The 25,790-nt window shown below is 37.9% G+C and carries 24 protein-coding genes and 1 pseudogene; 3 read left to right on the forward strand and 22 right to left on the reverse strand.

The window, feature by feature from the left end; genetic code table 11:
- Positions 1-11 precede the first annotated feature (11 nt).
- The 15 genes and pseudogenes from J416_RS05555 to gpr form a co-directional block, all read right to left on the reverse strand.
- A complete protein-coding gene (locus J416_RS05555) occupies positions 12-1,352 on the reverse strand; it encodes an NfeD family protein (protein ID WP_003466553.1) in 1,341 nt (446 codons plus the stop codon).
- 240 nt (positions 1,353-1,592) lie between these two features.
- A complete protein-coding gene (locus J416_RS05560) occupies positions 1,593-2,039 on the reverse strand; it encodes a GatB/YqeY domain-containing protein (RefSeq protein WP_003466554.1) in 447 nt (148 codons plus the stop codon).
- An 18-nt stretch (positions 2,040-2,057) separates the two neighbouring features.
- Positions 2,058-2,231: a 30S ribosomal protein S21 gene (gene rpsU, locus J416_RS05565; protein ID WP_003466560.1), complete on the reverse strand. Its 174-nt coding sequence runs from the start codon at positions 2,229-2,231 to the stop codon at positions 2,058-2,060.
- A gap of 105 nt (positions 2,232-2,336) precedes the next feature.
- Entirely contained in the window at positions 2,337-3,671 is a 1,335-nt protein-coding gene (gene mtaB, locus J416_RS05570) for a tRNA (N(6)-L-threonylcarbamoyladenosine(37)-C(2))-methylthiotransferase MtaB (protein ID WP_003466563.1), read from the reverse strand.
- Between the two features lie 4 nt (positions 3,672-3,675).
- Positions 3,676-4,431 carry a 16S rRNA (uracil(1498)-N(3))-methyltransferase gene (locus tag J416_RS05575; protein ID WP_003466568.1) on the reverse strand — a complete coding sequence of 252 codons (756 nt, stop codon included), beginning with the start codon at positions 4,429-4,431 and terminating at the stop codon, positions 3,676-3,678.
- Between the two features lie 4 nt (positions 4,432-4,435).
- Positions 4,436-5,385, reverse strand: a pseudogene (gene prmA / locus J416_RS05580) (50S ribosomal protein L11 methyltransferase).
- Between the two features lie 23 nt (positions 5,386-5,408).
- Entirely contained in the window at positions 5,409-6,533 is a 1,125-nt protein-coding gene (gene dnaJ / locus J416_RS05585) for a molecular chaperone DnaJ (protein ID WP_003466575.1), read from the reverse strand.
- 162 nt (positions 6,534-6,695) lie between these two features.
- Positions 6,696-8,534 carry a molecular chaperone DnaK gene (gene dnaK / locus J416_RS05590; RefSeq protein WP_003466578.1) on the reverse strand — a complete coding sequence of 613 codons (1,839 nt, stop codon included), beginning with the start codon at positions 8,532-8,534 and terminating at the stop codon, positions 6,696-6,698.
- A gap of 30 nt (positions 8,535-8,564) precedes the next feature.
- Positions 8,565-9,164 carry a nucleotide exchange factor GrpE gene (gene grpE / locus J416_RS05595; protein WP_003466581.1) on the reverse strand — a complete coding sequence of 200 codons (600 nt, stop codon included), beginning with the start codon at positions 9,162-9,164 and terminating at the stop codon, positions 8,565-8,567.
- A 126-nt stretch (positions 9,165-9,290) separates the two neighbouring features.
- Complete coding sequence (gene hrcA / locus J416_RS05600) at positions 9,291-10,313, reverse strand: heat-inducible transcriptional repressor HrcA (protein WP_003466584.1); 1,023 nt, start codon at positions 10,311-10,313, stop codon at positions 9,291-9,293.
- Positions 10,314-10,437: 124 nt separating this feature from the next.
- Positions 10,438-11,583 (reverse strand): radical SAM family heme chaperone HemW, encoded by a 1,146-nt coding sequence (gene hemW, locus J416_RS05605; protein ID WP_003466586.1) that lies wholly within the window; start codon positions 11,581-11,583, stop codon positions 10,438-10,440.
- A gap of 57 nt (positions 11,584-11,640) precedes the next feature.
- Complete coding sequence (gene lepA / locus J416_RS05610) at positions 11,641-13,455, reverse strand: translation elongation factor 4 (RefSeq protein ID WP_003466595.1); 1,815 nt, start codon at positions 13,453-13,455, stop codon at positions 11,641-11,643.
- A gap of 84 nt (positions 13,456-13,539) precedes the next feature.
- A complete protein-coding gene (locus J416_RS05615) occupies positions 13,540-13,887 on the reverse strand; it encodes a hypothetical protein (RefSeq protein ID WP_003466597.1) in 348 nt (115 codons plus the stop codon).
- A 3-nt stretch (positions 13,888-13,890) separates the two neighbouring features.
- On the reverse strand, positions 13,891-15,066 hold the full coding sequence (gene spoIIP, locus J416_RS05620; RefSeq protein ID WP_003466599.1) for a stage II sporulation protein P: 1,176 nt from the start codon (positions 15,064-15,066) through the stop codon (positions 13,891-13,893).
- Positions 15,067-15,166: 100 nt separating this feature from the next.
- The gene (gene gpr, locus J416_RS05625; protein ID WP_003466601.1) at positions 15,167-16,258 is read right to left on the reverse strand and encodes a GPR endopeptidase; all 1,092 of its coding nucleotides are present in this window, start codon (positions 16,256-16,258) and stop codon (positions 15,167-15,169) included.
- Positions 16,259-16,425: 167 nt separating this feature from the next.
- Here gpr and rpsT point away from each other — a divergent pair, with 167 nt between their 5' ends.
- Positions 16,426-16,692: a 30S ribosomal protein S20 gene (gene rpsT, locus J416_RS05630; RefSeq protein ID WP_003466602.1), complete on the forward strand. Its 267-nt coding sequence runs from the start codon at positions 16,426-16,428 to the stop codon at positions 16,690-16,692.
- Positions 16,693-16,781: 89 nt separating this feature from the next.
- Here rpsT and holA read toward each other — a convergent pair whose 3' ends face one another.
- The gene (gene holA, locus J416_RS05635) at positions 16,782-17,822 is read right to left on the reverse strand and encodes a DNA polymerase III subunit delta (protein ID WP_003466603.1); all 1,041 of its coding nucleotides are present in this window, start codon (positions 17,820-17,822) and stop codon (positions 16,782-16,784) included.
- 323 nt (positions 17,823-18,145) lie between these two features.
- Here holA and J416_RS15360 point away from each other — a divergent pair, with 323 nt between their 5' ends.
- Positions 18,146-18,280, forward strand: coding sequence for a YqzM family protein (locus J416_RS15360; protein WP_003466604.1), 135 nt, complete (start codon positions 18,146-18,148; stop codon positions 18,278-18,280).
- Positions 18,281-18,318: 38 nt separating this feature from the next.
- On the opposite strand, the gene J416_RS05645 is transcribed toward J416_RS15360, so the two are convergent.
- The 3 genes from J416_RS05645 to J416_RS05655 all read right to left on the reverse strand — a co-directional run bounded on the left by J416_RS05645 (position 18,319) and on the right by J416_RS05655 (position 21,761).
- Entirely contained in the window at positions 18,319-20,610 is a 2,292-nt protein-coding gene (locus J416_RS05645; RefSeq protein WP_003466607.1) for a DNA internalization-related competence protein ComEC/Rec2, read from the reverse strand.
- Between the two features lie 25 nt (positions 20,611-20,635).
- Positions 20,636-21,103: a ComE operon protein 2 gene (locus tag J416_RS05650; protein ID WP_003466609.1), complete on the reverse strand. Its 468-nt coding sequence runs from the start codon at positions 21,101-21,103 to the stop codon at positions 20,636-20,638.
- An 82-nt stretch (positions 21,104-21,185) separates the two neighbouring features.
- Positions 21,186-21,761, reverse strand: a complete 576-nt coding sequence (locus J416_RS05655) for a ComEA family DNA-binding protein (RefSeq protein WP_040513036.1) — start codon at positions 21,759-21,761, stop codon at positions 21,186-21,188.
- Between the two features lie 68 nt (positions 21,762-21,829).
- On the opposite strand from J416_RS05655, the gene comER reads away from it, so the two are divergent.
- On the forward strand, positions 21,830-22,684 hold the full coding sequence (gene comER, locus J416_RS05660; RefSeq protein WP_338029447.1) for a late competence protein ComER: 855 nt from the start codon (positions 21,830-21,832) through the stop codon (positions 22,682-22,684).
- Positions 22,685-23,022: 338 nt separating this feature from the next.
- Here comER and J416_RS05665 read toward each other — a convergent pair whose 3' ends face one another.
- Genes J416_RS05665 through J416_RS05675 form a run of 3 tightly spaced genes read right to left on the reverse strand, consistent with a single transcriptional unit; the run spans position 23,023 to position 25,785 of the window.
- Positions 23,023-23,853, reverse strand: coding sequence for a PP2C family protein-serine/threonine phosphatase (locus J416_RS05665; protein WP_003466612.1), 831 nt, complete (start codon positions 23,851-23,853; stop codon positions 23,023-23,025).
- Positions 23,854-23,865: 12 nt separating this feature from the next.
- Positions 23,866-24,180, reverse strand: a complete 315-nt coding sequence (locus J416_RS05670; RefSeq protein ID WP_003466613.1) for an STAS domain-containing protein — start codon at positions 24,178-24,180, stop codon at positions 23,866-23,868.
- Positions 24,181-24,189: 9 nt separating this feature from the next.
- Positions 24,190-25,785: a methyl-accepting chemotaxis protein gene (locus tag J416_RS05675; protein ID WP_003466615.1), complete on the reverse strand. Its 1,596-nt coding sequence runs from the start codon at positions 25,783-25,785 to the stop codon at positions 24,190-24,192.
- Positions 25,786-25,790 lie beyond the last annotated feature (5 nt).

A 25,790-nucleotide genomic window follows, 5' to 3' on the forward strand; every position in this document is an offset into this window, starting at 1 on the left:
TCCTTCAATGTTTATGTTTGAATCTCTTTTACAACAATTCGTGAACCTTCCACTTTAATAATTTTTACTGGTCGGTCTTTTGCTACAAAACTTCCTTCTGATACAACATCAAGTCGCTCTTCATTAAACTCAGCCGCTCCCGATGGTCGTAATTGGGTTAAAGTGACTCCTTGTAATCCAATCAACTCTAATCGATTGGCATTCGATACATAACCTTCTTCAGCCGTCGTTGCATCTTGTAAAATAATATGGCGAAAGAAGCCTTTTTCCACTCCAATGATTTTAAATAAAATTACCGAGAGAGCTATGGCTGTGATTAGTGCAATCGCAATGCTCATCGCCATATGTCCGACATCATCAGTCGACATAAACAATGAACCAACGATCGCACCTACCCCTATGAACCCTAAAATACCACCTGGAGTGAATAATTCAATAATTAATAACACAATTCCTATCATCAATAATACGATGGCTTCATAACCAGCTAAACCTGCAATAATATGACCATAGAAAAAGAGAACAAGCGATCCAATTCCGATGGATCCAGGAATACCAAACCCTGGTGAATAGAGTTCAACAATGAGCCCCATACTCGCTAAGGACAATAAGATCGGAACGACCACTGGATTGGTGATAAACCGCGCAATATGTTCAGCAAGTGTAGGCTCTACTTCAACTGTTTCAGCTCCTGTTAGGTTTAATTCTTTTAATAGCGCTTTACGATTGTCAACAATCGCCTCAGCGTAGTCAACTTCTACTGCAGATTCAGCACCTAATGTAAGGAATTCTCCTTTTGGTGCACCATATTCACTTAGATCAATAGATTTATCAGCCATTGCTCGAGCATAGAGTGGGTCACGCCCTTTGGATGTTGCAGCACTTTCCATACTCGCGATCCAGGCAGATTGCGTTTTTTTGTCAGCGGCGTTCCCATCACTTGTTATTACACCACTGGCCCCCATGCTGGCTTGCGGTTTGAAATAAATATGATCTGTGTTTAACGCTATGTAAGAACCAGCTGATATAGCTTTCACGGTAACAAACGAAGTGGTTTCAATCTCCATATCTTGTAGGAGCTCAGCTATATTTTGTGCAGCAGCAACCGCTCCACCAGGTGTATTGATTTCAAAAATCATATGATCTGCTTGATTAGCAGCCGCTTCTTCTGTCGCTCTTCGTAAAAAAGCCTCTAAACCTCTTTCGACCTCATTCTCGATCGGTACAATATAAACGAGACTTCCTGAACCAACATCCTCAGCGGTTTCTGCTTGAGGGGTAGCACATAATGGACTACTGAAGAGGCCAAACATAATCAAAACCAATCCAATGATAAGTGCTCTCCTTCTCATCATATCCCTCCCTTCTCCATTCAACTTCATCTTTCTTACACTTTATACGAAGGTAAAACGTCAAAGGTTTCATAAAATTATTAATGGTTGGTGACGATTTCATTAGTATCATTAAAAAATAATGAATCGAGGTTAAGCGTAGTTCATCGAATGATTGCAAATAAAAGTGTAAAAAATCCTTAACCTATAGTGTAGGCTAAGGATTTGGTTAGTCTTATTATAGTGGGTTATCTTAATCATTTACGTAAGATGTTTTTGCACGACTTGATTCACCTTAGTGCCATCTGCCTTACCTTTCACTTTTGGCATCAAAGCACCCATTACCTTACCCATATCTTGCTTAGATTCAGCTTGAACTTCTTTGATTGTTTCTTTTACAACTTCATCAAGTTCATCATCTGTTAATGGGGTCGGCATATATGCTTGAATCACTTGTATTTCATGTTGAAGATTTTCAACTAAATCATCACGTCCAGCATCTTGAAATTCTTGGAGGGAGTCTTTTCTCTGTTTTAGCTCTCTTGCTAGAACAGTGAGTTCTTCTTCCTCATTCAAATCATCTTTTTGCAACTTAATGGCTTCATTTTGAAGAGCAGATTTTACCATTCGGATAACATTTAACTTGGGCTTATCCTTATCCTTCATCGCTTGCTTCATATCCTGGTTCAATTGATTCACAATAGCCATTATGATTTTACACCCTCTTTATTTACGCTTTCTAGCATTCTCAGACTTTTTCTTACGACGAACGCTAGGTTTTTCATAAAATTCACGCTTACGATATTCAGATAATGTACCCGATTTGGAAACATCACGTTTAAAGCGACGAAGAGCGTCATCAAGCGACTCGTTTTTACGCACGCGAGTTGTGTTAGCCATGCTAATTTCCCTCCCTCCGAAGCGAACAAATAAATTCATCAACATATGTATCTATAGCATATGTCTTATACATTATAATACAATGATTGAAATAGGTCAACTGTTTTATATTTTCAATGCTTCATCATCCATGACACGGACAAATGTACCATCGTTATACGGGTAACCTGCTTTTGTGATTTTGACACGGACAATTTGACCAATCATATCTTTCGTTCCTTCAAAACGTACTTTTAAATAATTATCCGAATAGCCGATCAAGTGATTTGGATATTCTTGATCAAATTCTTCAGGAATCACTTCTACCACTTCATCTTCATATCGTTTGGCATATTCATATGCTTGGTGGTTCGACAACTCAATTAACTGTTGCACACGTTGATGTTTCACTTGATCATTCACTTGATCATCCATACGTGCGGCTGGTGTACCCGTACGCTTTGAAAATGGAAAAACATGCAATTCAGAGTAACCAATATCACGGACAAAATTCATTGTTTCTTGAAACTCTTCCTCTGTTTCACCTGGAAATCCAACAATGACATCTGAGGTAATCGCCAGTTCTGGTAAAGCTTGTTGAATCTTCTCAATCCGTTTCTTATAAAAGTCAGTCGAATATTTCCGTCGCATCCGTTCTAGTACGGTATTAGAACCTGACTGCAACGGAATATGTAAGTGTGGAACGACTTTCGTTGAACGGTCGAGGACTTCAATCACCTCATCCGTTATTTGACTCGCTTCGATTGAAGAGATACGAATTCGTTTCAAACCTTCGACATGGTTTTCTAAATCACGCAGGAGTTGGGCAAAATTGTAATCTTTCATGTCTTCACCATAACCTGCTGTATGTATACCCGTTAAGACGATCTCTTTGTATCCTGCATCAACTAATTGTTGAGCTTGATCTAACACATTTTCCGGTTTACGTGAACGCAACAAACCGCGAGACCATGGGATAATGCAGAATGTACAGAAGTTGTTACAGCCTTCTTGAATTTTTAAATTTGCTCGGGTACGATCAGAAAACTCAGGTACATCCATTTCTTCAAATACACGGTTTTTCATAATATTCGAAACACCATTAATAGGCATACGATGTTCTTGATGTTCTTCAATATGTTGAATCATCTTGCCACGATCTTGAGTACCGACGACAATATCAACCCCAGGAATTTCCATGATTTCTCCTGGTGAAGTTTGTGCATAACACCCTGTCACACAAACGACTGCTTCAGGATTTTTTCGCACAGCTCGACGGATGACTTGTCGACTTTTTTTATCACCTGTATTCGTTACCGTGCACGTGTTAATCACATAAACATCGGCATGGTGATCAAAATCGACGCGTTCATATCCTTCATTTTTAAACTTTTGCCATATCCCTTCTGTTTCATACTGGTTTACTTTACAACCTAACGTATGAAAAGCCACTGTCGTCATCTCTTCACCTCATTTCTTCAAAATAAAATGATAAGCAAGCTAAAGCATACAGTGAAGCCGTTTCAGTCCTCAAAATACGCGGTCCTAATCGAATCGATTGGAAACCAGCTTCTTTTAACTGTCGTACTTCATTTTCCGCAAATCCTCCTTCAGGTCCAATGCAAATCATGATCGACTCACCAGGGATAACATCTTCTAACATTTGATAAAGTGTTGGATTAGGGAAAGACTGTTTCGCTTCTTCTTCATAGGCAATGAATGTATGCTCATAACTATCACTCGCTTTTAGCAATTCATTGATACTATAAACTGACGCTACTGTTGGTATATAATTACGATGTGTTTGTTCACTCGCTTCTTTCACAATCTTTTGCCAGCGGTCTTTTTTCTTTTTCACTTTCTTTTCATCCCATTTCACCACAGATCGTTTCGCTTGAAAGGGAATGAATGCATTCGCTCCTAGTTCCGTACCTTTTTGCAAAATCCAGTCCCATTTGTCACCTTTAGGTAAACCTTGAGCAATCGTCACAGATACTGGAAGCTCTTGATCTTCATCAAGCCATTCTAATACATTTGCGTGTACGGCTTGATCACTTATGTCGGTAATTTGACAACGTGCAGATACCCCGTCTGGCCGATTACAAATCACTTTGCTTCCTTCTTCCATTCGCATAACGCGTATGATATGATGAGCATCATCGCCGTGTATCGTCACTTGATCCTTTGTCCAATTCTCTTCATCGATGAAATAACGTTGCAAATCATCACCTGCTCTCTAACGGTTTTTGAGCGATGAATGAAATCCAGTCTTCCATTTTGTTTTCCTCGATAATATCGAAACCGATTTTGACTAAGGCATGTTTTACTTCATCCTTTTTCGTTTGAATAATACCTGAAGTAATAAAATAGCCACCCGGTTTCACCAAATGAAACGCCTGTTTTTCAAAACGTAGTATAACTTCGGCTAAAATATTTGAAACAATGACATCCGGTTGGATTGTGACGTTATCTAATAAGTTATTTTGCTTTGCATGAATTTGTTCGTCCACCTTATTTAATTTTGCATTAATGGTGGTACTTTTTACAGCGACATCATCTAAATCATAGGCAGATACGTGTGTTGCGCCGAATAAAATCGACGCAATACTTAACACACCCGATCCACACCCAACATCAATCACTTGATCATCTGTCTGAATATACCGTTCTAAAGCTTGTATACTAAGTACGGTGGTCGGATGCGTACCTGTACCAAATGCCATTCCCGGGTCTAATTCGATAATAATTTCATCGGAGGTAACCGGTTGGTAATCTTCCCACGTAGCGTTATGGTGACTTTATCAGAAATTTTCACCGGTTTATAATACTTTTTCCAAGCAGTTGCCCAATCTTCTTCATTGACTTCACTTAATGTAATTTTGTTGAGGCCAATATCAATATCATGTACGAGTAAATTGTTAATCGCTTGTTTAATTTCAGATACTGTTTCGCCTAGAAAACTGTTTACAGGTAGATAAGCCTTGAGGCGTACACCTTCTTCAGGATAATCAGCTGGGTCTAGTTCATAAACTTCGCCATACATTGAATCCCATTCCGCTTCCAAATCTGCTTTATCTTCAATCACCACACCGCTAGCACCGGCTTCATGAAGAATGTTTGAAATCGGCTCAATCGCTTCATTTGTCGTGTAAATACTCAATTCAGTCCACTTCAAACAGATCAACTCACTTTTATGATTTATTCACCTTTGAACGCGCGTTTCACTCTTTGAAAAAAGGTGTCTTCTTGTTCATCAGCTGGCTTGTTTCCACTAATCTCATGAAATTCTCGCAACAATTCCTTCTGTCTGTCAGTTAAGTTTGTTGGTGTGACAACACGAATTCTAACATGTTGATCGCCATGACCTTGACCATGAACGTTCGGTGCACCTTTTCCTTTTAATCTGAAGGTTTTCCCATTTTGCGTACCAGCTGGGATCTTCAATTTCACGCGTCCATGAACAGTAGGTACTTCTACTTCATCACCTAATGCAGCTTGTGTGAATGTGACTGGCATTTCACAGAAAATATGGTCTCCTTCGCGTTCATAAAATTCATGTGGTTGAACTTGAACAACAACATATAAGTCGCCTGGAGGACCCCCATTTACGCCTTCTTCACCTTTTCCAGCCACACGTATCTGTTGACCATGATCAATACCTGCTGGAATGTTAATTTGAATGGTTTTACGCGTTTTCACGCGACCATCGCCACCACAAGTCGTACATTTATCTTTAATCATTTTTCCAGTTCCTTGACAATGGTGACATGCTCTTCGATTAACAACACGACCAAATGGTGTATTTTGTTCCATGTTTAACTGGCCACTTCCGTTACAATGTGAACATGTTTCTGGATGTGTACCAGGTTTTGCGCCAGAACCTTGACACGTACTACAAGATTCTTCTTGAGGAATATAGATTTCAGTATCTTTACCAAAAATCGCTTCTTCAAACTCTAATGTCATGCGATACTGTAAATCATTGCCTTGACGTGGTGCATTCGGATCACGTCTGCGTCCGCCTCCGAAGAACATATCAAAAATATCTCCGAAGCCACCAAAGTCATCAGCACCACCGAAACCACCAAAACCACCAGCTTGACCTGGATCTGCAGTACCAAACTGATCGTAGTTCGCACGCTTTTGTTCATCTCCTAGTACTTCATATGCGTCTTTTACTTCTTTAAATTTCTCTTGCGCGTTTTCTTCTTCACTTACGTCCGGATGATATTTCCGAGCTAATTTACGGTAGGCTTTTTTGATCTCGTCTTTTGATGCATTTTTTGAAACACCTAATATATCATAATAGTCTTTATTACTCACTGGCTGATCACGCTCCCGCTCGTTTATTGCATAAACTTTATCATAACATTGAACCATAAATATTTTCAAATATTTATCTGTCCATCTCGGATGAAACATGGAAAAAGTCAAAGCCATGGAAATGGACTTTGACTTTTTGTCTTACTTGTTTGAGGCAAATCGTTATTTCTTATCTTCTTCGTCATCTACTTCTTCGTAGTCTGCATCGACTACTTCGTCATCCTGCCCTGACTGATTATCTTGTGCATCGCTATTTGCTTGAGCATCTTGTTGTGCTTGTTCATAAAGCTTCATTGTTAGTGTTTGAACTTCTTGCTCAAGCGCTTCTTTTTTCGCTTGAATTTGTTCTTGATCGTTATCATCTAAAGCCTGTTGCAATTCATCTTTTGCTGATTCGGCTTTTTGTTTTTCTTCATCTGTTACCTTATCGCCAAGGTCTTTAATAGTTTTATCTGTCTGGAAGATAAGTTGATCTGCTTCATTACGAAGTTCAATTTCTTCACGACGTTTCTTATCTTCTTCAGCATTTTCTTCTGCTTCTTTCACCATTTGCTCGACTTCATCATCTGAAAGACCAGAAGAAGACTTAATAGTGATTGACTGTTCTTTGTTCGTACCTAAATCTTTTGCACGTACATTGACAATACCGTTTGCGTCAATGTCAAAAGAAACTTCGATTTGTGGTACACCGCGTGGCGCTGCTGGAATATCGTTTAATTGGAAACGACCTAACGTCTTGTTATCTTGTGCCATTTCACGTTCACCTTGGAGCACATGAATATCCACTGCTGTTTGATTATCTGCTGCCGTTGAGAATACTTGTTGTGCACTTGTCGGAATCGTTGTATTACGTTCAATCAGTTTTGTTGTTACACCACCCATTGTTTCAATACCTAGAGATAATGGCGTAACGTCTAATAATACAACATCTTTTACGTCACCTTGAAGTACGCCACCTTGAATAGCAGCACCTAGTGCAACCACTTCGTCAGGATTGACTCCTTTTGATGGTTCTTTGCCAATTTCTTTCTCAATGGCTTCTTGAACAGCTGGAATACGTGTTGAACCACCCACGAGTAATACTTTATCAATTTCGCTTGCGGACATATCAGCATCTTTTAGCGCCTGACGCGTTGGTCCCATTGTTTTCTCAACGAGGTCTGATGAAAGCTCATCAAATTTCGCACGCGTAATATTCATTTCCAAGTGTAATGGACCAGCATCTCCTGCTGTAATAAATGGTAAGGACACTTGTGTTTGTTGTACACCTGATAAGTCTTTCTTCGCTTTTTCAGCTGCGTCTTTCAAACGCTGTAATGCCATTTTATCTTGAGAAAGGTCAATACCATTTTCTTTCTTGAATTCTGCTACCATGTGATCAATCAGTACTTGGTCAAAGTCGTCACCACCAAGACGGTTATCACCTGCTGTTGATACAACTTCGAAAGTACCTTCCCCAATGTCAAGAATCGATACATCAAAAGTACCGCCACCAAGGTCATAAACGAGTACAGTTTGGTCATCTTCTGCTTTATCAATGCCATAAGCTAGTGCTGCAGCTGTAGGTTCGTTAATGATACGCTCTACTTCGAGTCCTGCAATTTTACCAGCATCTTTGGTCGCTTGACGTTCAGCGTCGTTAAAGTATGCCGGAACCGTAATAACTGCTTTATCAACTGTATCGCCTAAATAATCTTCTGCATATGATTTCAAATGTTGCAGAATAATCGCTGAAATTTCTTGTGGTGTATATTCTTTTCCTTCAACCTCTACTTTGTAATCTGTTCCCATATGACGCTTAATCGATTGAATGGTATTAGGGTTCGTAATCGCTTGACGCTTTGCGACTTCACCGATTTGACGTTCGCCATTTTTAAAGGAAACAACAGACGGAGTCGTACGATTCCCTTCAGGGTTTGGAATTACCTTGGACTCTCCACCTTCCATCACTGCTACACATGAGTTTGTTGTACCTAAGTCAATACCAATAATTTTTCCCATTTTCTATATCCTCCTTCACTTCCTATGTACTTATTGATTTACTTTGACCATTGCAGGGCGAATCACACGATCTTTCAATTTATACCCTTTTTGCATGGTCTCAACAATTTGATTTGATTCATACCCTTCTTCATCCGCTTGAGCAACCGCCTGATGAAGATGCGGGTCAAATTCTGCACCGTCTGTTTCGATCTCTTCGACACCCTCTTCTTCAAGAACAGAACGCAACTGACGGTATACCATTTCTAAGCCATCAACAACACTTTTTGCTGCTTTATCTTCAACTTCTACTTGTAACGCACGTTCAAAATTATCTAATACGGGTAGCAATTCTGTTACAACATTTTGCGATTTATATTTTAAATCTGCTTCTTTTTCTTTCTTGGTTCGTTTACGGAAGTTATCATATTCCGCTTGAACACGTAACAGTTTATCTTGCAATTCTGTTTTTTCTTGTTCCAATTTGTCGTACGCTTCTTTATCAACTGTATCTTCAAATGATACAACTTCTTCAGATGCGTCTTCATCGACAACTTCTACATCTTCGTCAACATCTGTTTCAACACTTGATTCTTGTGGATCCTTCACTTCTTCTTCAGAAAATTTTTGTTGCTCTTCTTTTTCTGCCATTAATGTCACCTCCTAAATAAAACCATGCTCAAGCTAAACATAAATGAAATAAAATAGCAAATAAAATGCATTACATACTACGTAAGAAAAGAGTATAGTATCGACACCATACTCTTTCCGGACCAATTAATACCAAGAATGAAAGGTACTTGTCAAACGTTTGGATAATACATTTAATAACGTAATCACACGTGAATATTCCATTCGAGTTGGTCCAAGTAATGCAATCGTACCAATTTGACCTTCGCCTAGAGAGTACGTTGTCGTAATTAAACTACAATCTTGCATTTCGTCTAATTGATTTTCATGTCCAATCGATACTTTCATTCCTTGTTCCGACGTTCGCAATAAATGAGCCATTTCGTCTTCTTTTTCCATTACCGTATATAAAGACTGGATTTTTTGGACATCGTTAAATTCAGGTTGCATAAGAATGTTGGTTTTTCCATCCATATATAACTTTACGGGTTGCTTATCTAATAGTGCTTCTTTCAAATAATGATAAGTCATTTCATAATCATCACTATGTTCACGTAACAGCACCATGATTTCCCCGTATAGTTTTTCTTCTAATTGAATAATCGGTACATCGGTTAAACGGTCATTCAATATATTTACTAGTTTCTCTAAATCGTTTGTTTTCATACTTGCCGGAACATTAAAATATCGATGTTCAACATGCCCTGTACTTGTTACTAATATAGCGACTGCCGTATACTCTGATAAACTAATGATTTGAATTTGTTTTAACGTTGTTTCAAACACTTCCGGTCCTAGAATCATGGATGTATAATTCGTTAAATCCGATAATACACGAGCCGATTGCTGAACAACACGCTCAAATTCCAACATTTCTTTTCGGATCGAATTGCGTATGATCGTCATTTCACTTTCTGACAGTCGTGTCGGTGACAATAAATGATCGACGTAAAAACGATAACCTCTTTCAGAAGGAATACGGCCAGAAGAGGTATGTGTCTTCTCAATAAATCCCAAGTCTTCTAGATCTGCCATTTCATTACGTATCGTCGCTGGACTAAACGTTACTTGCTCCTTCTTAGCTATCGCACGAGATCCAATGGGTTCTGCTGATTGGATGAACTCATCAATAATAACCTGTAGTACTTGTACCTGTCTATCTGTAAGCATCGATGATCACCTCTGTTAGCACTCGTGTAAAATGAGTGCTAAATCTATTTATAAATTATCAAATCTCCTTATACATGTCAATTAAGAAAATCTCATTTTTTTCGACTAAAGAAAATGATCGCTATCATGTGATTTCTTCTTCTAGTAAAAAGGCTGCAAATACTTCGTTTCCAAATAACATCCCTTGATCCGTCAATCGAATATGTCGATCTTGTTCTTCAATCCATCCACGTTCTTTTAACTTATCTAACTCACGTTGATATAATTGATCGACCGTATAGTTATATTTTTCTTGAAAACTATCGAGGGAAACACCTTTTTGTTTACGCAAACCTAAAAACAATTCCTCCTCAATTTCTTCTTTTTTGGTTATTGGTTCTCGATGCAAAACGGGTTTCCCCGAATGCTTCGCTTCGTTTACATAAGCTGGGAAAGGACGAATATTAATGATACGTTCACCTGGAAGATACCCATGAGCTCCAGCACCAAAACCATAGTAATATTGATTATTCCAATAAGTTAAATTGTGCTTACTCTCATACCCGGGCTTGGCAAAATTACTGATTTCATATTGGTGCACACCGTATTCGTTCATCGCTTTTTTTAAACTGTCATACATTTTAGCTTCCATTTCTTCAGGCGGCTTCGTTAAATTTCCTTTCATATACCGTTGATAAAAAATAGTCTTAGGTTCAATTTGTAATGAATAAGCCGAATAATGAGGCAAGTCAAATTGCAATGCTTCATCTAATGTTCGATTAAAACCTTCTAACGTCTGTTGAGGCAAGCTATACATTAAGTCAATACTAATGTTCGTCAAGCCATGCTTCGTTAAATCATTGACGTTCTGATAAACATCTTTCACTCGATGAAGGCGTCCTAATGTTTCTAACATTTGGTCATCAAAATCTTGTACCCCCATCGAAATTCGGTTGACACCTGCTGTCTTGAGAATTTTAATTTTTTCTTGGTCTAAATCACCTGGGTTGGCTTCAAATGAATATTCATCTGCAGCTGATACATCAAAATACGTATCCACCATGTCAACCAATCGCTGCAATTGCTGTATATTCAATGCAGTCGGCGTACCACCACCGACGAAAATAGTTTGCACTTTTTGTTTCGGCTGTTGAATCGTTGTCGCCATTTCATTGTGCAGTGCATCTAAATATTCGTCAGCCATTTTCTCGTCATAAAAGAATTTAACAAAATCACAGTAATGACATATTTTTTCGCAGAACGGAATATGAATATAAACTGAAGATATCATGGTGCTCCTCCTTTGCTATCCGAAAAACCCTTGCCATGCGACAAGGGTTTTTTGATGTTATTCATCATCCATTTTTAAGACACTCATAAAGGCTTCTTGTGGAATTTCCACTGATCCGACCATCTTCATACGTTTTTTACCTTCTTTTTGCTTTTCTAATAATTTTCTTTTTCTTGTAATGTCGCCACCATAACATTTCGATAAAACATTTTTGCGCATGGCTTTAATATTCGTTCGAGCAACGACATTATTACCTATCGCAGCTTGCACTGGAACTTCAAACTGCTGACGTGGGATTAGATCCTTTAACTTTTCAGCAATTTGCTTACCTCGTTCATAGGCAAAATCACGATGCACAATGAAAGAAAGAGCATCAATTGTATCACCATTGATTAAAATATCCATCTTCACGAGATTAGAAGCTTTATAACCAATCATTTCATAATCAAACGAAGCATAACCTTTCGTCTGCGATTTTAATTGATCAAAGAAATCATAGACGATTTCAGCTAATGGCATGTCATAAACAATGTTTACTCGATTATCATCTAAATATTCCATATCGTGGAATTCACCACGTTTTTTCTGACAAATTTCCATCACTGGACCGACAAATTCATTCGGTACCATAATTGTCGCACGAACAAACGGTTCTTGTACTTCTTCAACAGATTGATGATCAGGCATAAAAGATGGGTTATCAATCATCATTTCATCGCCATCTGTTTTGATCACATTATAAATCACACTCGGCGCGGTTGTGATTAAATCAATACCATACTCTCTCTCAATTCGTTCTTGAATAATTTCCATGTGCAATAAGCCTAAAAAGCCACAGCGGAAACCAAATCCAAGTGCTTGAGATGTTTCTGGCTCGTATTGAAGAGAGGAATCGTTTAATTCCAAACGCTCCAATGCATCACGCAAATCGTTGTATTTGGCTGCGTTTACCGGGAACATGCCACAATATACCATTGGATTTAACCTGCGATATCCTGGCAACGGCTCATTTGCTGGTCGATCAGCAAGGGTGATCGTGTCACCTACCCGTGTATCTTTTACATTTTTGATCGAAGCAATCAGATACCCCACATCGCCAACGGTTAGTACGTCTTGCTCTATCGGATTAGGATTTAATACACCGATTTCGTTCACTTCAAATTCTTTGCCATTCGCCATCAATTGGATTTTATCTCCGACTTTCACCGAACCTTCTTTGACACAAATCGAAGCAATCACACCGCGATAAGAATCATAAATTGAATCAAAAATCAACGCCTTTAAAGGTTCTTCTGGTTCCCCATCAGGCGGCGGGATCTTATCCACAATCTGGTCAAGAATTTCATCAATACCAATTCCCGATTTAGCACTTGCTAAGATGGCTTCTTCTCCATCAATGCCTATGACATCCGTAATCTCCTGTTTCACTCGCTCTGTATCTGCACTTGGCAAATCAACTTTATTAATGACTGGTATGATTTCCAGGTCATTATCTAATGCTAAATACACATTAGCCAACGTCTGTGCTTCTATGCCTTGAGAAGCATCCACAACAAGAATAGCGCCTTCACACGCCGCCAAACTTCTTGATACTTCATATGTAAAATCGACATGTCCTGGTGTATCAATTAAATGAAAAAGATAGTCTTCACCGTCATCTTCTTCATATTTCAATTGAACCGCGTTTAATTTAATTGTGATACCCCGCTCACGCTCTAAATCCATCGCGTCAAGATATTGTTCTTTCATTTCGCGATCCGTTAATGCCTTTGTTTTTTCTAAAATTCGATCCGCTAATGTCGACTTTCCGTGGTCGATATGTGCAATGATCGAAAAGTTCCGCACGTTTTCTTGTTTCTTAATGTTCGTCACTATGACTCAACTCCTATACTCGAGCAACATACATACTAACTTAAATTATAGCATTGAACCAAGCGACGTTCAATCCTTCTCCCTTTAAAACAGTTCATTTATGATGGAATAACCAATTGACAATAACCGATCAAAGACGTTTTCTACTAATTTTTCCCCCATCGATGCCACTTTCAAAAAAATCGGTGGGTCGGGCGCTTTTTCTTGTAAAACTTGATCGGATTGATGTTGATTGGAATTATTCATTTCTTCTATAATTTCGTCACGATCAACTTTTTTTTCTTCAGCATCAGACGAAGATTCCTCCGATTGTTCTACATTCGATCTGTCAGAAGAGTCAACAATAATCGTTGACTCCGTACGATCCATGCCAATATACATACCGAAGGAAAAAATAATACATAGTACAAAGAGGTAAAATAGAAACTTCATCCGTTATTCCTCCCCAGAAACTTTCTCAGCGTTCCAATAATATTCACTAAATATTTCTGCCAATACCTCGGATGTGTTATACAATTCTTCCATCGTATTATCAACACCGCCAAACTCAATCGTTAACGCATTCTCTGAAACATCTTGATTATATACACCGTCTCTACCAGCGCCACCATATTTCTCAACACCTCGACTAATGCCAGGGTATTCTTTTTCTAACGCTTCATGTAGAGACTTGGCAAGTGCGTAATTTTTTTCATAATGTGGGTTATCCCCGCCAATCACAAACATTAGCTTCGCATAATTCTTTCCATCAATTTCTTTTGTGGTTACATCCATCCGCATACTATCTCTGTGCAAATCAAATACATAATTCAAATGCTGATCTTCTTGTAAAGCCGTTTCGACTACTTCTTTTGATGCCTGATAAGAATGAGTCGAATAATTCCAATCATTTTCAACGAGAATGGACCCAATATCTGTGTCATCTACTTTTGAACCAATCCCATATCGCTTTAAGTCTTCCGATAATTGTTGGCTCACTCGAGTAATATTGACTTCATCATGAAAGGCATCATTAGGTTCTTCAGCTTCTGGTAAATAAGGTAAAAACGATTCTCTATTATGCGTGTTATAAATGAACACGACATCTCGTTCACCTGTCGTTTGTTCCGACTGCTGAGAATCTTCTCGATCTTGTTTTTCTTCAGGTTCGGTTGCCTCTCGTTCCTCTAACACAATATCTAAAGGTGGTGTGGATTCCATCGTTAAATTCGTATAATCCGTCCCCTCGCCAGCAATTAAAATTTGGCGATCATACGTATCAAATCCGGGAATCTCTCTCCCTAGTAGACTTCTCACATCATGTAGACGGATATTCGTTCCAAGTTCAAAGACCGACTGCCACATATTGATAGGTGGTTCGTCTTCAGGTAAGGCATGTGAAAATGCTCGATTCTCCATGGAAAACAACGATAAAAAAAGGGTTTCATCGATATCTGTTGTCCATTTTTGAATCACATTTGAGGAGACACGATAATTCGGATGCAGACTCGTGAATATACCAACAAAAATAAATATTGTGAAAAATGCGATGATGAACATAGCAACAATACTTACTATCTTGTTTTGGGTCAGAAATAATATACGTTTTTTTTGATGAAAAGGGGGTCTCATTTGTTTCTCCTTTCTATCTCCTCTATTACATTTACTAGAAATGTATGTCGATTCAATAGAAAGTAGAACCAGTAACTAAAGAAAAGCAAATCGTTACAAGTTAACGAGTATATGAACTACCATTGTGAACATCGATATTATCGTGCATGGCCGCATTTAGCCCTTGCGCTACCATATGCGCCATATCTTTAATATAACCATCGACTTCTTTTGGGGTAACCATTAAATTATGACCAAGTGGTGTCAATACTTCTTTCATCAATGCTCGTTTCTCCCCTTCATCTAAACCACCGATCATACCGAAGATCTTTTCTCGCTGTTCAATCGTTGGCATATCTTCTTCTGATAACGAGCGGTCTCCAAAATTCATTCCAGCAGGTGCCAAAGCCTTTGCCGGATCATCTTTTTCTTTAAATTCTTTCCCTACATGTTTAAACACATAATCAATCGCATCACTTGTGATGGTTACGGCATCAACGACAGTCGGTACACCGATTGCAAATACAGGAATACCTAATGTTTTTTTGCTTAATTCTTTACGTTCATTGCCAACGCCTGAACCTGGATGAATACCTGAATCGGCTAATTGAATGGTTGCATTCACTCGCTCAATTGAACGAGAAGCTAACGCATCAATCGCAATGACAAAGTCAGGTTGAAACTGATCAATCACGCCTTGTATAATATTGCTCGTTTCAATTCCAGTAACACCGGTCACACCTGGTATAAAACTTGCGACTCGGCGATATCCATCCTCCACATATTGCGGCTGGTGTTCAAACAGATGATTGGTGACTAATACTTTATCCAATGCAAATGGCCCAAGTGCATCTGGTGTCACATTACGATTACCTAACCCAACTACTAAACACGAACTTTCCTTTGAAATTGAATGGGTGTCCATTAAATCACGAAGTTCTGAAGCGATCACTTTGGCTGTTTCCATTTGTAATTTGGTATCTTGCTTTTTGATCGCTTTTGAATATATCGTACGGTACGTTCCAGGGCTTTTTTCGATTTGTTCTGCTCCGTTTTCATCCACATCGACACGCGTTATTTTCACTTTTCCTTCCGTCTTTTCAGAAATCTTTACACCTTTTGTTTGCTGTTTGTCACTCGTTTGATCACTTGCGTACATATCTTTTGCTTCAATCGCTAAATCCGTGCGTACGCCAAAGTTCTGTTTCGTCATATTTAACACTCCTTCACCATTTTATCGATTAGTTTTCTCCGCAAATTTCAGATTGATTCATACATCGATGATCAGTAATGATTATGATTGAAAATTCTACACCGCTTTGGTAAAATGTCATTTGACCGAGTAAGGAAACTGGTACGAATCATATTGGAGGTGAAAATATGGCTAATATTAAATCGGCTATTAAACGCGTACGCATTAATAATGAAAGCCGTGAAAAAAATCAATCCATGAGAGCTGAAATGCGTTCACATATCAAAAAGGTAGACGCTCTAGTTGAAAAAAATGATGTTGAAAGTGCAAAAGACGCATTAAAAACTGCTGTTAGAAAAATTGATAAAGCCGTGCAAAAAGGCTTAATTCATGAGAACAACGGAAGTCGCCAAAAAGCACGACTAACGAAAAAAGTAAATAGCTTAAGCGCATAAAAGCGTAAAAAAAACGAACTTTATCTATTTATATCAGATAAAGTTCGTTTTTTATGTAAGCTCTCATCCATACTTCGAAACTCTTACGTTTATGTAACATTTTTCAATTTTCTATTGATTAACTGATATAGCAGTAACTCCAAAGCGAATGATTTTTCTAACTTTCCTTGCTTGATTTTAGCATCAGTATCTGCGATCAGTGATAATGCTTGTTGTAACTCTTCATGAGAAAACTTCGATGAGCGACCAAGTGAGAGTTTCGCCACATATGGATGAATACCTAATTGTTGGGCCATTTGATTTTGATTGTATCCTTTTTGTTTTAACATCTTTACATGCATTAATGTACGGAATTGCGAAGCAATAAGTGCCAACAACGCAATCGGGTCTTCGTTCATTTTTTCTAAATCTTTGCTAATCTCCATTGCTTTTGCTAAGTCTCGATTCATAATGGTATCCATCAGTTTGAGACCAGAACTATGTTCATAATGAGATAATAGTTGCTCAGCATCTTCTCGCTTGATTTGATTGCCTTCTCCAACATACAAAGCCATTTTGGTTATTTCCGATTGAATCGCCATTAGGTTCGTCCCCAATTCACTTACGATATATTGCACAACATCTTCTGAGACGGTGACGTGGTGTTGCCTAGCGATACGATAGACCATCTCATCCATGTTCCACTCTTTCAATGGTTCACAAGCAATGGCATGAGCCTTTTGTTTTAATTGTTTATTGACTTTCTTTCGATCATCTCTCTTCTCATAAGGAGCAATGATTAGTAAAATACTAAAGGGTGCTGGTTCATCTATATATTGAAGCAAACGATCTAAATGGTGATTGATATCGGATGCAGGCGGTTTTGCTTTTAAAAACGACGGATTATTCGCAATGACCAATTTGCGCTCACCTAAAAAGGGAAGTGTCTCGCAATCAGCGACCACTTCTTGAATAGATGTTTCCTCTAAATCATGCTGGGACACATTAGTTTGCCGGTCTTCCTCCTCTAATGCATATTTGAATAACGCCTGTTTTACTTCTTCAATCATATAATTTTCCGTGCCGTACAAATAATAAACCGAGGAAAAATTTCTTGCTTTGATTTGCTCAACTGCGTCCATATAACTCATTTTGTCCACTCCAAGACCAGTATTTTTATGTAATCACAAATTGTTTTTTTCAGTTGCAAAATCATCAATTATGTTTTATTGTATAATAAGATAAACGCAATGAAAAGGAATCTTCCGACCGAAAGAAATAAAGTGGGAAGATGACAAGCATCTCCCCACACCAATCTATATTAAACGCAACTTAAATAGCCCTAGGTATCCACTTAAGTTGCGATGTTTTTCTTTACATATAGATTGACCGTAATCATTTGATTCTATAGGTGTAAACTCTTGCTAAGTTAGGGAATGCTACATAATGATGCATGTAAATAGGAGGGTGCAAAATGAACAAGTTTGAAAAAGATGTACAATCCAAGCGACACGACTTATTCGATGCGGGATATGGTTTTATTTTTTCCTTTTTATTCTTTATGATCATTTTCTTTATTGCTGTCATTTTTGACGCGATCGGCTCTTAAATATGAAAGCGAAACGAGACCAAATCAGTCTCGTTTCTTTATTTTACTTTATTATATGGTAAAAAAGGATAGAGCGTGCCATTTTCTTGTGAAAAACGATAAATAATCGCTCCTGATTGGTCGGTTCGATAAATCGGAATAGCATTTTCTTCAAAACGCGCTAGCACTTCTGGATTTGGATGGTTGTAGCGATTTTTTTCTCCAACCGAAATCAATCCAATTTGTGGCCTAACTTCTTCAAGAAAGTCTTGAGTGGAAGACGTTTGACTACCATGATGTGCCACTTTCAAAATATCGCTATCAAGTGGTACATTGTCCTCAATAAGTGATGCTTCACTAGCAGCTTCAATATCTCCTGTAAATAACCACTCATAACTACCGAATTTACTTTTTAACACTAACGAATTCTCATTTTTACTATCCATGTCAATACCTGGATGTAATACTAAAAATGACTGGTTAGCGACATTCAATTGATCTCCTTGCCTTACTTGAACATACTTGACGTTTGCATTGATATTTCGATATGTTCGTAAAAGATCCTTTTCAAAATATGGGCTCGTGATGACAGACGTGACGGGATAATTCGCCATAAGATAGGGCACACTACCTATGTGGTCATGATCAGCATGTGTTAGAAATATGGCATCAATCCGTGCAATCCCTCTCGATTTCAAAAATGGATCAATTACATTTTGAAACACTTGATCAGAAGGTGTTGTAAAATCATTGCCAAAACTTCCGCCTGCATCAATCATAAAAACACCTTTTCGATAAGGAAGTTCGATAACCAATGCATCTCCTTGGCCAATATGTAACATCGTCATTTGTCCTTCATGATCAAAATACGGACCTAAGCTTTCACTAATTAGTAATCCGACGAAAAGAATCGCACATACAAAGGCTTGTTTCGTCTTACGTTTTTCCATAAAGATCATGAATACAACGAACAATAGAAAATACAACAAAAAAAACAGTAATGAAACCTTACCAATAATCCATGTCACATCTACATGCACATCCACGGATTCAATCATGGATAAAGCAAACGTATGAATCCATTGAAAGATTGCTGTTAAATAACTAGTGCCTAACGGTAACAGTGTCGAAACGGCTATCGCTAATAATCCTGGAATCACAACGATCGAAAAATAAGGAATCACAAACAAATTCAAAAGAATCGATAATGGTTGGATTTGATAATAATGAAAGAGTTGAAGCGGGATAACAACAAGAAAACAGAGTAAACTTACTCTTAATGAGGACCAGATATAATTTGAATCAGTTAACAGCCATCTCTTCGATAAAAGGATCGCATACGTCACAAAGAAACTAAATTGAAAAGCTAACGAATCAAGCAGCGTTGAATCCACCACGACCATTACAATAAAAATAGCACTTAATCCATCCGTACTCGTATAACTCCATTTGATCTTCCGTAAAATGATAAACAATAAGACAAGTAAACTTGCTCGCCAAACAGATGGTGCTGCACCTGCTAAAAGTGGATAGATCAGTAAAAATCCGATTAAGATCCATTGAACCGTTTCTTTTGTGATTCTACATCCAATCACGAGGAAAAAATACAAACAAGTGATGAATAATCCTACATGCAAACCCGATATCGCCAACAAATGAGATAGATGCCAACGTTCAAATAATTGAATCACATCGTCAGATAACTGATCTCTGTCGCCAAACAATAAAGCAGCGATCCACGCTTCGGTAAAATCACCTACTTTTTCGCCGATATGATGACGCATTTGTTGTTTGATTTGATACACATGATGAAGCATATTGTTACCTACACAATGATTTTCTCCTAAGTCAGTAATCTGAAACTCAGTAACAACACCACGACTAGCTAAAAATTGCTGATAGTCAAACTCTCCTGGATTGGTTTGGGTCGGAAGATTCGAAAACTGTCCAAACAAGTCGCATTGTGCGCCAGTTTTCCAATCATTGATATGGGTTTTATCAACGGAATCGTTTGGGAAATAGACAACGTTCATAAGTTGATCAGTTGAGGCTTCGCGAAACAGAAAATGAATGCGCTCATTCCCTCTGTCTACTTCAGAAGTAATTTTACCTTGTACGGATAGAGACTCTTTGGAGGTCACATCGTAGGAAAGAGAAGTTGCGGGAAATTCAAAGAAGCTTACGATACAGCAAAGTGCAATACATCCAAAAAAAGGGGCAGTTATACGCTTTTGAATGTACAACACAACAAGCCAAGGAAAAAATACTACTATCAATATCGGAATATCCATTCGCTTTGCCAAGTAGCCAGTAATGATAGCGAGTACAATCCAATGTAATTTTCCTGCCATTACACCCCTCCTTACCTATCTTCTGTTATAGATTCGATTGATCTGGCTTTAATTCAATGACGTCACGGTCCAACTCTACTTTTTCAACATGTACATTTGCTTCTGCAAAAAGTTCCAATGCATACGGATGATTTTTGTAATCTGTCGCATAATAAACCGTTTGAATACCACTTTGAATGATTGCTTTACAACAATTTAAACAAGGAAAATGAGTTACATATATTTCAGCCCCCTCAGTTGACGCCCCAAATTTCGCACATTGTAACATTGCATTCATTTCAGCATGAACGGTACGTACACAATGACCGTCAATCACATAGCAACCTTCATCAATACAATGCACACTACCTGAGACGCTTCCGTTATATCCACCAGCGATTATTCGCTTATCGCGTACAATCGTTGCGCCTACCATCAGTCGCGTACACGTGCTACGTAATGCTAACAAGTGACTTTGCGCCATAAAATATTGATGCCATGAAATTCGCTCCATTTTTTTCTCCACCCTTTCTTTCTACAACTTTCGTCATATTACTTAAAGTGTACCGATTCACATAAATAGCGTCAATCATTCATTACGGAACTTGAACTTGCTCTTTTAATTGTTCAACTGTCTTGTCACCAATCCCTGTGACCTTCGTTAATTCACTGGCATCTTTAAACGGGCCATTGGATTCTCGGTATTCAATAATAGCATTGGCTTTCACTTCGCCAACTCCTGGTAGCTCCTTCAATTCTTCAATTGATGCTTGGTTAATCCGTATCTTATCAGCTTGTCTGATTGAACCATTCGTTCCTTGCTCTGCCTCACTAGAATATACAATAATCACCATTTCGTCATAAACGCGCTCAGCTAAATTAATGGACGTTTGATCTGCCTCTTCTGTAAAACCACCAGCAAGATCAACCACATCTTTCACGCGTTGTTCAGCATTCATTTCAAAAACTCCTGGTTGTTTTACTTCACCTTTTATATCAACCATCACTTCAGTTGAGCCCGTATCTTCCTCACTTGAAACTTCTTCAGTATCTGTATCTTCAACGACAAACATATCATCACTGGATGTCTGTTGTTCTTGCGCTGGATCAACGATAATCCATAAGACAAGCACTATACCAATTACGAACACATACCAATATTGTTTAAACATATACACCTTTACCACTCCTTTTATCATAGATCTTAGAAACGAGACATATAATAATGTGATAGAAAACGATACAGGAGGCGAGTAGCATGAAATGGGGAATAATTGGGACTGGAAATATGGGTGAAGTGATTACCCATGCCTTTATCCAATCAAATGTTATTGACGAAGCCGACCTATTCATAACCAATCGTACGTTAGCGAAAGCACAAAAATTACAAACACAATATCCCAGGATACAGGTTGTAGAAAGCACATTTGATGTGATACAAAAAGTGGATACCATTTTTCTTTGCGTAAAACCTCGTGATATGGTCAATGTACTGCATGAAGCAAAAACAATTCTCAAAGATCATCAATTATTAGTCTCGATTACGAGTGGAATTTCTGTGGACCAATTGGAACAACTCGTCAATTGCCGAGTGGCGCGAATGGTTCCGAGTATAACCAATCGAGCACTAGGTGGCGTGTCTTTAATTACTTTTGGCAGTCGCATGAATAAAAAAGAACAAGATACATTCATCCATCAGTGCAGCCAATTTTCAGAACCGTTCGTCATTGATGAAAATATCATTCGAATTTCTTCTGACATGGTATCGTGTGGACCCGCTTTCTTCTCCTACTTAGCAGAAAGATATATACATGATGCGCAAAATCAAACATCGATTTCACAAGAACACGCAACCTTATTAATGGAAAAAATGTTTATAGGTTTTGGAAAGTTATTAGAACAGAAACACTTCACATTAGATGAACTGATTGAAAAAGTATGTGTAACAGGCGGGATTACTGGTGTCGGCATTGAAGCATTAGAAGAGAGAACAGATGACCTATTTCAGCATTTAATTCAAGCAACGCATGGTAAGTTTTATGAGGAAAAAAACAAAGTACAAACAACGATTAATTCACATACACCTCTATTCTAATTAATTTGTACCCACATCATGATCTCGTGATGTGGGTACATTGTTGAAAATATTTTGGTCATTAACGATGTGATTCAGTTTTAGTGAAGATATCCGCTGGGCTTCCTGTCTATTCGATATAATAGTTCGGAAATAATAGGGTAATTATTGCCCGGGAAAGCGCAAAAATCGACGCTAATCTTCCAAAACAGAGGGCCATCCAGGCAAAAAATAACCCAAAATCGCATCATTTCTGCAAACATTTGTCGAAAAAGACAACGAGTTTCGGAAGTAGTATGGATATTTCCAAAGTACTTACTACTTAGTATTTTACACCGAAAACATTATTTGTCAACGATTTAAAGAACGGGTGAATTGTAACTTGAAATATCAGCTTCTCCATCATTGACTTGTAATAAGACCATCGTTATATCATCTTTTTGCTGTATATTTCCCGTAAAAGAAGTTAAGGCCTGAGTGACTGCTTCTTGAACGTCATTCACGGATTCATGACAATGATCGATTAGGACTTGTCTAAGCCGGTCAATTCGGAACATGTCACCTTCTTCGTCCTGCGCTTCGGTTATACCATCAGTGTAAAAGAACAACAAATCATGTTCTTCTAAAGTGACCGAACCATCGTGATATGTCGCATCTTCTAATCCGCCAATCATAACTCCTTTATTTGTTGGCAACTCGCGAATGGTTTGATCCGCTTGAACTAAAATCGGCAAATCATGCCCCGCACTTGCATATGTTAATTCCTTTGTATTTGGGCACCAATCGACACAGATGACAGTAACGAACGAGCCTAATGTTCTTAAATCATTATACATCGCATGATTCATCGCTGTTAATGTTTCCGCAGGTCCTTTTGTTGTTTCCGCTGCACTTCGAAAAGCCCCTCTTGTTAAGATCATCAACATAGCAGCTGGAATACCTTTCCCCATCACATCACCAAGAATAATACGCACCTTACCATTCGGTAATAAATAGAAATCATAATAATCTCCCCCAATCAGACGAGCAGGGATGGAGACACCCGTGACACTTCCATTCTCAATATCGGGTTCATTCCCATTTAGTAGTCGCATTTGAATCGTTCGAGCAAGTTTAATTTCTCTTTCCAATGTTTTGTTTTTCGCCTCGTTTGAAGTATCCTCGTCAAATCTCATATTTCTATGAAACATTTTATCACCAACCTATTGAAGTGAATCCAAAATTTGAAAAACGCCTATGGTTTCGAATAAATCTTGCATATCATCGTTTATTCCTTCGAGTTCGACTTTAAACTGTTTATCATTGGCTTCATGCACTAAATTAATAATCGCACCAATACCAGTTGAATCAATAAATTCTAAACTTTCAAAATTTATAGTGACATTATTCACACCATGATGAAGTGCTTCTATTTCTTCATTAAATGGATCCATCGTAGAGTAATCTAATACGCCACTAACATAAATGGTGCATTGATCCCCATCATGTTTTTTCTCCACTGTCAATGTATCATACATTCCATTCACCTATCCTTTGTCATCATCATTTGTCGTAGAACTTAAGGTAAATTGTTCTAAGTTTTTTAACAATTTTTTAGAAATATCGGATAAAGATTCCGATTGTGTTTGTAACGATTCTAAAAGGTCAGACAAAGTAACTGTCATTTCAGTTGTGTAATTCGAACTCTTACGAATCAATGTTTGAATGCGATTGAGTTTATCGAACACTTCTTGTTCATCAAAACCTCCTTCCTGTAAATATCGTTTCAATTGATCCGTTAATTCCTCTACTTCGTCAACATGTTCTCTCGTTTCAGTTGTTGTTTCCATCGACAACATATAAATTTTATCTACAGAGTCATTCGCTTCGGATTCGAGTAAATTCGCTTGTTTTTCAGTTTCAACAGCTTGATTGCTTGTTTCGGATAATACATGACTCATTTGATCGGCCAGCTGATTCGTACTTTCTGATAAACTCTTCAATTCACCCTTATCTTGCACATGGCTACGTGCTGTAAAATCTCCTTTTTCCATATGTGAGATTTGATAGATAATTTTTTGAATATTTTTATAGATACGATTAAAAAAGCGAGCAGTCATTAAAAATAATACAATCAACGAAATCACGCCGATAGCGATTAACAAATAAGCGTAATTGATAAAAGATTTACTCATTTCATCGTAGTCCATGGCGATATAAATGACTTTGTCGTTCTTAGTTGGAATAAATAGCTTATAATATTTCCCTTGATCCGTATTTTCTAATTTGGTCACTTTTTTGGGGTCCTCTATCATGCTAATCACAGTCTGTTCATTTATATCCAATTCATAATGACCATGAACGACCTTTTCTAATGGTGGATACAATTCTTTAGCTAAACTTGGATCTTTAAACACTCTAGGATCTAACACAGCAATCTCTTCAGCATACTCATGCTCTTTTAACATTTTATCAATCCAAGAATCAGGCCCAACTGAATTGGTAAATTGATAGACTTCATCCGCCTCAATAAAGGTGCTTATAATATAATTTGTATTCGGCTGATGATAATAAGCATACTTAAAAAATTGTGGGTCTGATCGCGAGCCAGATTGAGCTGTATACAAAATAATGATGTTTTCATTCACATAACTGGTTAAATTAGGATTATTTGTCGGATCTTGATTGCTCATTAAATTCTCTAACGCTTGATTTCCGGCTTCATTAACACCAGCAAATGTGAAACCTATTTCCTCCTCGCTCGTTGACTTCACAACAGACAAATTCTCATTTTCATCTCTAGCAAATATATCAATGCCTGCTAAAGATAATTGATCTGCTAAATCGTTTAAATCACGCTTTGTAATTTCTTGTAATTGATTAGGCATTTGGTCACTTACACGTTTTGTGACGCTTTCCAACTTATAATCAATTTGTTTTTCGATGGCATTTGAAGCCATGTTCGTCTCCGTAATACCTTGTTCGATACTTTGAGCAATCGTTTCTGTCTCTCTTTCGACATTACGATCTAATTGATTGAAGGTATAAATAAATTGCAGAATGCCTGATATAACGAGAATCAGGACAAAAATAATCGAAATTCTAATATTAAACTGTCTTTTTAATGTTAATTTTTTCCCCATAGTAT

Source organism: Gracilibacillus halophilus YIM-C55.5, from assembly GCF_000359605.1.
GTDB classification, from domain to species: Bacteria; Bacillota; Bacilli; order Bacillales; family Amphibacillaceae; genus Gracilibacillus; species Gracilibacillus halophilus.